Below are 13,799 nucleotides of genomic sequence, written 5' to 3' on the forward strand. Positions count from 1 at the left end.
GTTGTCGTGGGTTCAAATCCCATTACTCACCCCATTATTTAGATGCAACGAGTTTCGTTGTTATCGCAATAGTTTGGTTATTGCTAAGAGCTTGCTCTAAAATAACTAAGACGATAAACGCAGCTTGGTAGCGCATCGTCGCGAAGCTCATATAGAGTGGGACCAGGGGGTTTAGTCTTCTGAAGTATCAAGAAAATCGGTGATTAGCGCAGCTTGGTAGCGCATCATCGCGAAGCTCATAAAGAGTGGGACCAGAGGGTTTAGTCTTCTGAAATATCAAGAAAATCGGTGATTAGCGCAGCTTGGTAGCGCATCATCGCGAAGCTCATAAAGAGTGGGACCAGAGGGTTTAGTCTTCTGAAATATCAAGAAAATCGGTGATTAGCGCAGCTTGGTAGCGCATCTGGTTTGGGACCAGAGGGTCGGGAGTTCGAATCTCTCATCACCGACCACATTTAGAAAGCCCCGTCAGTAATGGCGGGGCTTTTTTGTACTTGATAGTTAATAACTCGGAGTTCGGCTCCTCACCTTGGCTCACCGCCGACCACTTTTTAAAAGCCTGCTCATTGAGCAGGCTTTTTTGCTTTCTGTAGCTTGGAATTAAGCTATGAATGGGAAGTTCGCCTTTTAACTTGGGCTATCATCGGCCGACTTTCTTTAAGTCTTGCCCTGTTTACTTGAGCTCTTACGCAAGATTTGCTTGAAAGGCTATTGTCACTTGCTGATATTTTGTACACTAAGCAGTAAATGAGTACAGCTTGAGCAACAATGAAACATCTATTTCTCGTTGTTTTTACCAGTCTATCGCTCTGTTCGATATCTATTGCCGCTGAGTTAAGCCCTCAGGTGGTACGCCATATTGCGCCGCAAGGCGAAAAAGATTTACGAAATCGCTACTTTATCGATTTACTCGACTTGGTCTTGTCTAAAACTGAGCAGGAACTGGGGCCGTTTCGTCTCGAGAGCAATAAAGCCAAAATGAGCCAGAATCGCTCCTTGCTGCAGCTGCAAAATAACGACGGTATTGATGTGGTGTGGACAATGAGCACCGCAGAGCGAGAAGAGGCCTTATTGCCCATACGGATCCCACTGTTAAAAGGGCTGCTTGGACAGCGCTTATTGATGATTCGCCAACAAGATATTGGTCGTTTTGCCAAGGTGGAATCTCTTCAAGACTTACAAGCTTTTAGTGCTGGTCAAGGCAGCGGCTGGCCAGACAACAAAATACTGCGTGCTAACAATATTGGCGTAATTGAAGGCATGAATTACGAAGGTTTGTTTGGCATGTTACAACGTCAGCGCTTTGATTATTTCCCGCGTGGAATTAACGAAATCTTTGATGAATTAGAGCAGCATAAAAGTGAAAACTTTGTGGCTGAGCCGCACTTAGTAATTAGTTATCGAGCACCTATCTATTATTTTGTAAGCAAGCAAAACCGAGAGTTAGCAGCGCGTATCGAACAAGGTTTATGGATCGCCTTTAGCGATGGTAGCTTTGATGCACTGTTTTCTCGCTATAAATACGACAACTTAGTTAACGAGCTAAGATCTCGCACGGTGATTAAACTAAATAACCCTTATTTACACGCTAGCACCCCTAGTGAGCAAAGTCCGCTCTGGCTTAAGTTTAACTAGCCAACTTGTTGTCCCGTTTATTGTTCAATCACGCTGAGCATCAGCTGGATGTTGGAAGTTTTACATGCTTTGATGTTTTATTGATCTAGTCATTTGTTATTAAGTAAATCCATTACATACAATTAACTTGATAAGTTAGTTGTGAATAATGCCAATGCTGCGTCGCTGTTTAATGCTATTAGTGATTTTTACCCTCGTTACTGGGGCCAATGCGGCAAACCTAGTGGTGAGGCACGTTCAGCCAGAAAGCGACAAAGATCAGCGACATCAATACTTTATTGAGTTGTTAGAGTTAGCCTTAAGCAAAACAAAAGCTAGCCACGGTTCTTATACCACTCAAACTTGCGCTGTTCGGATGATGCAAGACCGAGCCTTACAGCAAGTTCAGCGCAAGCGTTGTATCGATATTGTTTGGACAATGACCAGCCTTGAGCGTGAGTCGAAACTGCTGGCTGTACGCATTCCTTTATTAAAGGGCTTATTAGGCCAGCGGGTATTGATGATCCGCCGAGAAGACCTACGTCGATTTAAGGACATTCAACAGCTTAGTGAATTGGGCCAGATGCGCGCAGGGCAAGGTATGGGCTGGCCTGATATTGAGATACTAGAATACAATCGTTTGCCAGTAATTGAAGGCAAAACCTATGAAGGTTTGTTTGGCATGTTAGAGCGTGGGCGCTTTGATTATTTCCCTCGAGGTATTAGTGAAATAGGCGCCGAATTAAAACAGCATCAACGGGAAGGTTTTGTTGCAGAGCCCAGAATATTACTCAGTTATCCCGCACCCATTTATTACTTTGTAAACCCAGAAAACACAGCCTTAGCAGAGCGTTTAGAGCAAGGTTTAAGGCTAGCTATTGATGATGGCAGTTTCGACGCACTGTTTAAAAAGTTTAATTACCACAAATTGGCAGATTTAATGGAAAATCGCTTGGTGTTTAAACTACGCAACCCGTCTTTACATCCCAAGACGCCGATCGATGAAGATAAACTTTGGGTACTCCCCAACCTTGTTAAAAACTTGCGGTAAGCGCATGTATTTGGCTGTTTAGCTAATTCAAACAGCAATATTGGTTGTGAAAACATTGTCATTTCGCCTAGTATGAAAGGTGATGAACTTCACTTTTTTGTTGTTAAGGCTATTACGTTTTTTGCGTCTTATGTTGAACTGTGGACTGCATCAAAAATCTTCCGTTAAGCTAGGCTAGTATCGCCTTATTTAGCGGGTTGCAGAGGTTTTCCACCTTTTTGTTACTCTCATTGTATTGAATTAGTTTTAGGAGTTTTTCATGCCTTTCGCACAGCAAGATAAAAAAGTGCAAACGTTTACCCTTGGGAATGCTAAGGGGAGTGAGGCCACCGTACTAGCATGGGGAGCCACCCTAGCCAGTTTAAAAATAAAACTTAGTAGCGGTGAGTTACGTGAAGTGGTTCTAGGTTGTGACAGCTTTGAGGATTACCTAAAACAAGACGCTTACTTAGGTGCTACGGTGGGGCGCTATGCTAACCGCATAAAGCAAGCGCGCTTTGAGTACCAAGGGCAGGTTTATGCCTTAAGTGCCAATCAAGATGAGCACCAATTACATGGCGCCAATGATTTTAGCCACCGCGATTGGCAAGGCGAGCAGCTGGCAGACAACAAAGTTCGTTTTACTATTAGTTCAGCCGATGGAGAGTGTGGATTTCCTGGTAATATGCAAGCGCAGCTTGATTACACCTTAGATGAAGATAATCAGTTAGTACTGGATTACTCAGCTACTGTAGATAAAGCCTGTCCGGTAAATCTCACCGACCATAGTTATTTTAATTTGAATGCCGCTAGCTCAACGGTATTACAGCACCACTTATACATCGCAGCAGATCATTACCTGCCAGTAGCAGCAGATGGTATTCCGGTTGATGGCTTAAAACCTGTAGAAGGAACTGGCTTTGATTTTAGGCAAGCTAAGCTGATTGCTAAAGATCTTAAGAAAGATCCCGATCAGCAGTTAGTGGGCGGATACGATCATAGTTACTTGCTGCAGGAGCAGGTAGTGAGTGAAGGCAAGCCAGTAGCTCGTATTATTGCCGATGACGCGTCGTTAGCAATGGAAGTGTATACCAATAAACCTGCGATTCAGCTTTATACTGGTAACTTCTTAACTGGTAATCCAGGGCACAATGGCGAAGTGTATCAAGCGCATAGTGGCGTTGCTTTAGAAACCCAATTTTTGCCAGATTCTCCCAACCGCCCAGATTGGCCACATCAAAGCTGTTGGCTAAAGCCTGGCGAACGTTATCAATATCAAACCTGTTATCGCTTGTATCAACCCACGGCATAAATTTTCCTAAATATTGAAGTTTTTGTAGGCAGCGTACCGATTTTCATATACATCGTGTATGCTGCTTGCACCATACTCCAAATCTAGGGATGTTTATTTATGAAGAAATGGTTGGCACTGTGCGTTGGTGTGCTTGTATTAAGCTTTCAAGCCGTCGCAGACGATTATCAAGCTACGATTCAGCAGTTTAAAAAATCTGATCGAACGACCCCATTTTTTAACAATGCTTATGGCTATGCGGTGTTTCCTACCATTGGTAAGGGTGGCATTGGCATTGGTGGCGCTTACGGTGAAGGTAAAGTTTACCGAGGCGGAGCATCTACAGGCAGCGTGAATATGGGCCAAGTTACACTTGGTTTCCAGCTCGGTGGGCAAGCGTTTAGCCAAATCATTTTCCTTCAAGATAAACGCGCTTACGACGAGTTTACTAGCGGTAGCTTCGAGTTTGGTGCTCAAGCGAGCGCAGTAGCGCTAACCGTTGGCGCTTCCGCTCAAGCGGGTACTTCTGGTACTGGAGCTGCTGCGGGAGAAACCCAATCTAAAGCGCATTATGTAAGTGGTTATGCAGTATTCACCTTAGCTAAAGGTGGTTTAATGTATGAAGCCAGTATTGGCGGACAGAAGTTTAACTTTACTGCTGAATAAACATATAGCTATAGTTATCCAAAAACGGACCTACTAGGTCCGTTTTTTGTAAGCTATTAAGCACCTTCTAGCCGATTACTTGTCGTTTACTCAGCCTAAAATGAACAGTGTTTGACTAGCTTGGCTGGCTGACGCTGAACTAGTATTTCGCCATTTCGTACCGATAACAATACTTCGCCTTGACGTTGAATCACCGATAAATCGTCTTCTCCTTCCAGCAAAATAAAGTTTGCAGGTTTGCCTACCTCAATGCCGTATTCAGCTTCTACTTGTAAGGTTTTAGCGCCATTGTTGGTAATAAGATCTAAGGCTTTAGATAGCTCTTTATAGCCCATCATGTGGCAGATGTGTAAACCCGCGTCTAATACTCGTAGCAGTTTACCGTTGCCTAAGGTATACCAAGGGTCTTGAATAGAATCTTGGGCGAAGCAGACATTCATGCCGGCTTCGCATAGCTCTTTAACTCGAGTTACGCCGCGTCGTTTAGGGTAGGTATCAAAGCGACCTTGCAAGTGAATGCTCTCGGTAGGACAAGAAACAAAGTTTATTTTAGACTTTTTGAGTAGCCTAAATAATTTAGAACAATAGGCGTTGTTGTAAGAATGCATCGCGGTGGTGTGACTGGCGGTAACGCGCTCGCCCATATCAAGCTCTAGGGCTGCGGTGGCTAGCACCTCCAAAAAGCGCGATGCTTCGTCGTCAATTTCGTCGCAGTGCACATCTACCAATAGATCATGTTGTTTGGCGAGCTCCACCACCCAGCGCATCGACTCTACTCCATATTCGCGGGTAAATTCAAAATGGGGAATTCCGCCTATTACATCTGCTCCCTCTTTAATGGCTTGCTCCATTAAGGTTTTGCCATTGGGAAAAGACCAGATCCCTTCTTGGGGAAAGGCAACAATTTGTAAATTGATTGCAGAAGACAGCTTAGATTTTAGCTTGGCAATGGTTTTAAGCGCGGTGAGTTGTGGATCGGTCACATCCACATGGGTGCGAATGTACTGCACCCCATTTTCAGCTAACAGTTGCACGGTTTTTAACACGCGTTGCTCGATGTCTTCGGGGGTGAGCAGCGGTTTACGTTCGCTCCAGCGCTCAATTCCTTCAAACAAGGTTCCGCTCATGTTCCAAGAGGGCTGCCCGGCAGTGAGCACTGCGTCTAAGTGAATATGCGGCTCAACAAAAGGAGCAGACAATAAATTACCTGCCGCATCTATCGCTTCTTCATATTCTGATAAGTTAGCTGATAAAGCCGCGGCTTGCGGAGTGATATGAGTAATTAGCCCTTGGGCAACAGTTAGACTAAATAGCTCTGTTTGCCCTCTTAAACGTGCGTTAATAATTTTCATGATAATCCTTGAACAGAATGTTGTTGCCGCTGGATTGTAATTGGCTCCATCAGCAGGGCATTTTGTAATTCTAGACGTTGCTGCGCTTGTTCTAGGTCACAACCAGTGAGTGTTTGTACCTTGGTGAGACGGTTGCTGAGCGTATTTCGGTGAATATTTAGCTCTTTGGCGGTCTGTCTTAAGCTGGCTAAATTGTCAAAGTAGCAGCGCAGCGTATGCTTAAGGGTGATTAAGCTAGGTTCTTGGCAATGGAATAAGGGCCCGAGTTTGTCGCAGCAAAAATTCAGTAAAACTTGTGGATCCTCAATAGCTGCAAATACTCGACTCACCCCTAAATCTAAGTAGTGCACAATGGCGGAATGATGGCTTTGTAATTGGCTAAACTCTGCTGCTTGTCTAGCCTGCAAAGCAGCATTGGCCAACTGGTTTAGCCCTTGTGGGCTAACACTCACACCCAAATTGTATTTAAGCTTTTGTGGCATTAAATACTGATTAAGTTGCTGCCAAAGGCTACGCTGTTGCTCTAAAGAGTCTTGGGCTTGAATGGGCAGCAATAAATACCAGCCGTGATGATCTTCAATTAGCGGGTAGGGGCTTCGCATGCGATTTAGCCACTGGCGAAGTTGAAATACCCAAACATTTAAGTCACTTGCATCGCTAACTTGTGGTTGTAGCTGGGCAATACTAATGGCCGCATCAAAGTTTAAGCCTAATTCTTTGGCGCGGTGTCGAGACAACATCGACAGTTGGTTGGGGCTATTAATCACATGGCTAATAAAATGCTGTAGCGAGTGGCTAGATAGGTTGTCTTGAATTAAGGCCTTACAAATTAGCTCGGTAACTTTAACCATAGGCAAGCTGTAAGGCTGCTCTAGTACTGCAAATTGATGTTGGTTGGCATAACTAATCACGCTCTCGGGAATGGTGTCGATAAATTCTGAGTGGGTCAGAATCACCATGCCTGCTGCCGATTTTTCTAAAGCTTCATCTATAAGTTGATAATACTCTTGTTCACTTCGTTGCAAATTTATACCGGTAACAAAGACGAGTTCACCGCCAGTTAACCAAGGTGCTAGCTCTTTGTTCTCGGCTAAGTATGGCCAGCGAATAGCTTGTTGAGAAGCTTCCCCGGTAAGCAAGTTAATGCTCTCTAAACCGGGGATGAGGGGAATATCTTTAGCGCGAATAGCCAAGCACTACCTCCTTAACTGGCCGTTTGTTTGGCTAAGGGCTGAGCCGAGCTAATGTGCAGCAATACACCATAGAAACTGGCCGATACAACAATCCCGACTAACGGCGCTATCCAAGGGGAATAGTAGGCTGCAGCCGAACCAACCGCGTACGCAGCTAAACCGCATTTATCGAAACTAGGCAGTTTAATTTGCTCTAATGCTGGTGGGTTCCCACGATGTTTAAACCAAAAATCAGCCATGATGATGGCGCCAATCGGGGGAATAAAGGTACCCAAAAGGATTAAAAATGGGATAAGCAGGTTGTACATGCCAAATACTGCTAGCAGGGTGCCGATGGCCGCACCTACGAGAGTAATTAAACGGCGCTTGTCGGTTCTCATCAAGTTGCAGCCGGCGGCGGCAAAGTTATAAATAGTGTTGTCTTGGGTTGTCCAGATATTGGCAAATAACATCAGAATAGCAACCAGAATAAAGCCTTGGCTTACCAGTACGTCTACGATGTCGGCTTGTTGGTAAACCATCGCGCCGAACGCGCCGACAAATACCATTAAGCCATTGCCAATAAAGAAAGCTAACAAAGTAGTGATAACCGCTATGCGGCCAGACTTAGCAAAACGGCTCCAATTGGTTGCTTGGGTTCCGCCGCTCACAAAGGTACCAAATACCAAAGTAATTGCCGCAGAGAATGCCATGGTATCGCTTGGTGCAATGCTGCTCAGCTGGGTGAAGCCGCCAATATCAATACTGCCTTGGTAAATCGACAGGCCGATAAATGCCAACATGGCGGGAACAGATATTTTAGAAAGAATTTCTAAGGCTTTGTAGCCAATAAACGCGGTAATACAAAAGCCAAAACCAAATAGCACCATTAAAGGTGTTGCGTAGCTTTCGGGTAAGTTGAGCAGCTTAAGCAGAATAATTGCTATAGTGGCGGTACCCCAGGCGTACCAGCCTATCTGGGTAAAACCTAAGATAATGTCAGACAGCTTGCTACCATGCTCTCCAAAACAGTATCGCCCTAGCAACACCGAGTTTAAGCCGGTTTTATACGCCACATAAGCCAGCCCTGCGGCATAGCTACCTAATAGCAAATTACCTATTAGTATGATCCACAGCAGCTCGGTGAAACTAAATGAGGTACCGAGTGTGCCACCTGCCCACATGGTGGAAGTGAAGAAAGTAAACCCTAAAAGTACAAAAGCGGTAGACCAAAAACCTTTACGGGCATCTTGTGGAACCGCCGAGAGTGGAAAATCGTTAGTTTGGCTCATTGTGTTAACTCCATCTATTGGTGACAACAATCGCTATATTGGTGGTCACGCTAGTTATTCCATCGTGTTAAGCGTTCCAAAAGCTGTGCCAAATATGCACTTCTTTTGGCTTGAGTTTTGTTGTGCAAATGGGTGATTTTTGTTCTGCACGAAATGTACCGTTTGCACATAAAGTTGCTGTAGGTAGGGCTGGAGAAATTTGTTTCAAAAAAGGCTGCAATTAAACGCACTGCTATGGCGCGTATCTGATGGTTTTTGGGGCGTAACTATGTCTAGGGTCTGTTGATCTTTGCTGATGGATTTTGCAGCAATTTATTAGCCATTTAGGCAAGGCAGTGAGTGTGCAGTTAAGTGAGCTTAATAATCACTCGCTAACGCTGAATAAATGGCTAAGAAATGCTGCCCGAAGGGTTCGGATAAGCGAACTTTACTCTTTGTTAAGCACTTCTTGCTTAGCCCGCTAGGCTTCTAAGTGCTCGCCGCGATTAAAGCCCGCTTATCGCGAACAAAATTTCAACACCAAAGATCAACAGACCCTAGTTTAGCGCTGTTTCTGCTAGCACTTACTCAATGGAAAGTTAGCCCCTTTTTAAGCACTAATTCTGATTACTGGTGCTTTTCTTTTTTAAGTCAGTGCTTGCAAACTACCTCTCAAAATTCTTAAAGGTCTGAAATTTCACTTATTTATGGTTTTATTATCTAAGTTATTTTTATTTTTTAGAATAATATAGTGACAAAGGCTGGCAAATTAGAAACTAATTGGTTGATATTTGAGCGCTTAAACCTGAGCTAGGCATATCTCACAGTTTTGGTTTATTTAGGTGTATAGGCTGAAAAATGAAAGTTTCAAAGCATTAAACACTATAAAAATAAAACTAATGAGGTTATCTCGGAATGGAATTATCCAAAGTTGCAAAGTTAACTTTGCCAGTGCTGGCGGCGGTTTCGTTGGCTGCCTGTAATAGCAGCAGTAACAATGACAATGGTGATCAAAACGGTCTTGTAGACCTAAAAGACGGTCAAATTGCCGTTTATTACCGTTTAGACGATGCTAAAGCAAGCAATCAGTCTTTAGAGGAATACTACCAAGGTTGGACTATTCACGGCTGGAACGATGCCAGTTGTAATGGTTGGGGTGATGGCAGTGACGGTGACGCTACAGGTGGTTGGGATGCTGGTATGGCATACACCGGCATTAACGAGACTTACGGCGCTTACTGGGTGATTGACGCTTATCATGCCGGTGAGTGTATCAATATGATCCCGCGTAATTTAGAACAGGGTGGCCAAACGGGTGACCTACGCTTCTACTACACTGACTACAAACATGGCTTGATAAAGGCGGGCGATGACAACGTGTATGTAGATACCGATTACACCGAGGTAAACCAACCTCCAGTTGGCATTGTTGGCGCAAGTGCACACTGGGTGCGTGATAACCTCATTCTATGGGATGCAAATGGTAGTCAGTTTAAACTGTACCATTCTGCTAATGCCGGCATTTCGGTAAATGTCGAAGATAAAACAATAGAGGGTGGCGAAGCCCTAGAATTAAACATTACCGAGATGCCAGCAGATGTGAAAGCTCAATTCCCTCATTTGGCGCATTTACAAGCTTACGAATTAAATGCAGAACAAGCTGCCGAGGTGATAAAAGGTCAGCTAGTGGCTGCGGCGTATAATCAAGATGAAGAAGTGGTTGCCGCTACCTTGCTGCAAATTCCTGGGGCGCTAGATGACCTGTATTGGGAAAATGCTAAAGATGAGCCGCTGGGTGCGGTGATTCAAGACGGCTTAACAACTTTCCGTCTTTGGGCGCCAACGGCTAAAGATGTAAATCTGGCCTTGTACGATGAAGACTTAAGCGCACACGCCGATCAGGGCTTTGTGGCTATGGAGTTTGATCCTGCAACGGGTATTTGGTCTAGCGATGCGATGCCTAATATGGTGGATGTTTTTTACCGCTACCAAGTTGAGGTATACCACCCAAATAGCCAGCGTATTGAAACGCTAATGGTGACCGACCCTTACTCACTAAGTTTATCGGCTAATAGCACCCATTCGCAGGTTGTCGATTTACAAAATGACAGTGAATTGTTTCCAAATGGTTGGGACAGCATTGTTCCGCCAACCATTGACTCTCCTACCGATTACGTATTGTACGAAACACAGGTACGAGATTTTAGTTTTGCCGATGAAGATGGTAACCCAGAATATACCGGTAAGTACTTAGCCTTTACTGATGAAGAACGCGCCAGCTATAAGCATTTAATGCAGTTACGCGATCGCGGCTTAAACAATGTACACCTGTTACCAGTGTTTGATATTGCTACGGTTGATGAAGTAAATCGTGTAGACATTGATGGCACCATTGGTGAGCTGTGTGAGCTAAATGCCAATGCAGGTGTGTGTGAAGACGGTACCGATAAGTCAGCAGTGATTGAAGATGTGCTGCAAGCCTATGTTGATGAAAATCCTGCTACTGAAAAAGTACAGGCTTTAGTTAACGATTTACGCCAGTACGATAGCTTTAACTGGGGTTACGACCCGTTCCACTTTAATGTGCCAGAAGGCAGCTATGCTACTGATGCACATGGCAAACAGCGTATTTTAGAATTCCGCCAAATGGTGAAGCATTTACATCAGCAAGATATGCGAGTGATTATGGATGTGGTGTATAACCATACCCATGGTTCTGGCCCTAGCAACGATAAGTCGGTGTTGGATAAAATTGTACCGGGATACTACCAACGCTTAACTATTGATACCGGTGTAGTGGAAAACTCAACCTGTTGTGACAACACCGCTACCGAACACAAAATGATGGGTAAACTGATGGTTGACTCGTTAATTGTGTGGGCGCGTGATTACCAAATTGATGGTTTCCGTTTTGACTTAATGGGTCACCAACCAAAAGACTTAATGATCGAAGCACTAGAAGAAGTGCAAAAAGTATCGCCAGATAATTACTTTTACGGCGAAGGCTGGACCTTTGGTGAAGTGCAAGATGACGCTCGTTTTGTTCAAGCAAACCAGCTAAACATGGCGGGCACTGGGATAGGTACCTTCTCTGACCGTTTACGTGATGGTATTCGTGGTGGTAGCCCATTTGATGATGGTGATCAGCTACGTAAGCAGCAAGGTTTTGCCAATGCGGTTTTAGCCAATGAACTCAATGCCGATACGCCTGACAGCACTTACAACGAAACTTGGATGTACAACGCCGACCTTATCCGTGTAGGCATGGCGGGTAACTTGGCCGATTTCCAGTTTGTTGACCGTAATGGCGATCGCATTAAAGGCAGTGAATTGCTTTATGGTGGTGATGAGCAACCAGCAGGCTACACCGAAAGTGCCCAAGAGAATATTTCTTACGTATCTAAGCACGATAACCAAACCCTGTGGGACATTAACCAGTACAAATTGGCTGAAGAGTTAACGCCAGAGCAACGTGCACGTATGCAAACCGTTGCTTTATCTACAGTGATGACAGGTCAAGGTATACCGTTTATCCACATGGGCTCAGAGTTGCTACGTTCTAAGTCAATGGAGCGTGATAGCTACGACTCGGGTGATTGGTACAACCGTGTTGATTTCACCGCCCAAGATAACAACTGGAACAAGGGCTTGCCGATGAAACACATCGATGGTGCAAACTATGATGTGATTAAGAAAATCATTGCTAACCCTGAAACTCAAGCCGAGCCGCAACATATTGAAGATGCCAAATTACGCTTCTTTGATTTGATGGAAATGCGCACCAGCTCAACGCTATTCCGCATGAATGCTAAGCAAGACATTATGGCGCGTATCGACTTCCACAATACCGGGGTAGACCAAATACCGGGTGTGATTGTGCAATCAATCGACAATGGTATTCATTCAGGGGCTGACCTAGACAGTAACTATGATGCGATTGTGGTGATGGTAAACGCAACAGCAGAAACCCAGCAAGTTAGCATTAACAATGCACAGGGTTTTGAGTTGCACCCCGTACAGCAACGTTCAACTGACTTAGTGGTTAAAGACGCTGAGTTTGCTGACGGCACTTTTGAAGTACCTGCTATGACCACTGCAGTGTTCGTTCAGCCTCGTTTGGCTGCACGTGGTGATGGCTTGCCAGTGAAGGGATAAATCTGGTAAACACTGCAGCCGATACTGCAACAACAACGGCTATCTTCGGGTAGCCGTTTTTCTTTGCTAGTCTTTGGTGTAGGGGAAAGGCACAAGCAGAAATGGAGGCCTTGCACTTAGCTGTTTAGTCAATCAATGTGTGGCGCATGCTTTGGCAAAACTAGCCACCCGTTCAACTCGAACAGGCGCAAGTTACCAGCTCTTATCTAGACAGTAATTCGATTAATTCGTTTTCGGTGGTGGGAATGCTTTGCAATTCTATGCCCGAAGACGCTCCACCTTTAAGCATATAAGCAGAAGTGCCGCAATGGTCGTAGTGGTACCATTGGCCGTCTATACAAACGTCGGTATAACAACGCGGATCTTGTATTAATTCCATTTTTATTACCTCTATTTATTGTTGTTACACTTTCAACATAACCAGCGAATAGCCTACAAAAAATGATCTACATCAATTGAGGTTTAGAGCTACCTCCATAGTATTAGAGAATTTTGCTTATTTAGTGAGCTGGATCTAGCTATGCACTATAAGCTCGCATCGCTAAATAAGGGTGAATGGCGTCTCTACATTGACTCAATTGTTAGTAATGATGCTGAAAATAAGTAAGATAGCGTTGAGTGAGTGAATGGTAAGTCATCGATAGGGAGTATTATGTTTAGGTTGGTGTTGTTGCTCGTAGGCGTGGTTGCATTTCCGGTGCTTGGCAGCACTTTATCACAACAGTTGGTTGATGCTGCCTTGGCGCGAACTGAGCACACGGTGATATACAATGGTGCCTACTTTGCGTTGGATTATCCTAATGGTGATGTGCCCGAACACTTTGGGGTGTGCACCGATGTGCTTATTCGTTCCTACCGTGCACTTGGCATTGATCTACAGGTTCAAGTACATGAAGACATGAAGCAGCATTTTGCGCAGTATCCGTCTAAACGTATCTGGGGCTTAAGCCGCACCGATCGTAATATTGACCACCGTCGAGTGCCTAATCTTCAGGTGTTTTTTACCCGCCATGGTGAATCGTTAGCTGTTAGTGATAGCGCTAGCAGCTATTTGCCGGGTGATATTGTGACTTGGATGCTCCCCGGTAATCTGCCCCATATCGGCATTGTGAGTGACCAATACACAGCAGCTGGCGTTCCAAAAATTGTTCATAACATTGGCCTAGGGCCGCAATTAAACGACATGCTGTTTAGTTATCAAATAACCGGCCATTACCGTTATTTACCTGAGGTAGACTAAGCACTTCA

10 protein-coding genes and 1 tRNA gene are annotated in these 13,799 nt (G+C 44.6%); 7 read left to right on the forward strand and 4 right to left on the reverse strand.

The genetic code is table 11. The annotated features are described in order from the left end of the window. Positions 1-375: 375 nt before the first annotated feature. From ACYFDN_RS18645 to ACYFDN_RS18665, 5 genes are all read left to right on the forward strand, one after another. Positions 376-452, forward strand: a tRNA-Pro gene (locus tag ACYFDN_RS18645). 316 nt (positions 453-768) lie between these two features. After that, complete coding sequence (locus ACYFDN_RS18650; protein ID WP_483512305.1) at positions 769-1,635, forward strand: hypothetical protein; 867 nt, start codon at positions 769-771, stop codon at positions 1,633-1,635. 148 nt (positions 1,636-1,783) lie between these two features. Then, positions 1,784-2,665, forward strand: a complete 882-nt coding sequence (locus ACYFDN_RS18655) for a substrate-binding periplasmic protein (protein ID WP_483512307.1) — start codon at positions 1,784-1,786, stop codon at positions 2,663-2,665. Positions 2,666-2,924: 259 nt separating this feature from the next. Next, on the forward strand, positions 2,925-3,956 hold the full coding sequence (gene galM / locus ACYFDN_RS18660) for a galactose-1-epimerase (protein WP_483512308.1): 1,032 nt from the start codon (positions 2,925-2,927) through the stop codon (positions 3,954-3,956). A 99-nt stretch (positions 3,957-4,055) separates the two neighbouring features. Continuing rightward, positions 4,056-4,601: a lipid-binding SYLF domain-containing protein gene (locus ACYFDN_RS18665; protein ID WP_016399811.1), complete on the forward strand. Its 546-nt coding sequence runs from the start codon at positions 4,056-4,058 to the stop codon at positions 4,599-4,601. A 95-nt stretch (positions 4,602-4,696) separates the two neighbouring features. Here ACYFDN_RS18665 and codA read toward each other — a convergent pair whose 3' ends face one another. Genes codA through codB form a run of 3 tightly spaced genes read right to left on the reverse strand, consistent with a single transcriptional unit; the run spans position 4,697 to position 8,417 of the window. Further along, positions 4,697-5,953 carry a cytosine deaminase gene (gene codA / locus ACYFDN_RS18670; RefSeq protein WP_483512310.1) on the reverse strand — a complete coding sequence of 419 codons (1,257 nt, stop codon included), beginning with the start codon at positions 5,951-5,953 and terminating at the stop codon, positions 4,697-4,699. Further along, positions 5,950-7,146, reverse strand: coding sequence for a PucR family transcriptional regulator (locus tag ACYFDN_RS18675; RefSeq protein ID WP_483512311.1), 1,197 nt, complete (start codon positions 7,144-7,146; stop codon positions 5,950-5,952). Before ACYFDN_RS18675 ends, codA begins: the two co-directional genes overlap by 4 nt. A gap of 11 nt (positions 7,147-7,157) precedes the next feature. Next, the gene (codB, locus tag ACYFDN_RS18680; protein ID WP_483512313.1) at positions 7,158-8,417 is read right to left on the reverse strand and encodes a cytosine permease; all 1,260 of its coding nucleotides are present in this window, start codon (positions 8,415-8,417) and stop codon (positions 7,158-7,160) included. Positions 8,418-9,311: 894 nt separating this feature from the next. On the opposite strand from codB, the gene pulA reads away from it, so the two are divergent. Then, entirely contained in the window at positions 9,312-12,551 is a 3,240-nt protein-coding gene (pulA, locus tag ACYFDN_RS18685) for a pullulanase-type alpha-1,6-glucosidase (RefSeq protein WP_483512314.1), read from the forward strand. Between the two features lie 202 nt (positions 12,552-12,753). Here the strand turns inward: pulA and ACYFDN_RS18690 are convergent, their stop codons facing one another. Further along, the gene (locus ACYFDN_RS18690) at positions 12,754-12,930 is read right to left on the reverse strand and encodes a hypothetical protein (RefSeq protein ID WP_016399804.1); all 177 of its coding nucleotides are present in this window, start codon (positions 12,928-12,930) and stop codon (positions 12,754-12,756) included. Positions 12,931-13,203: 273 nt separating this feature from the next. Here ACYFDN_RS18690 and ACYFDN_RS18695 point away from each other — a divergent pair, with 273 nt between their 5' ends. Then, positions 13,204-13,791 (forward strand): DUF1287 domain-containing protein, encoded by a 588-nt coding sequence (locus ACYFDN_RS18695; protein ID WP_483512315.1) that lies wholly within the window; start codon positions 13,204-13,206, stop codon positions 13,789-13,791. Positions 13,792-13,799 lie beyond the last annotated feature (8 nt).

It is taken from the genome of Agarivorans sp. D1326 (genome assembly GCF_056958115.1).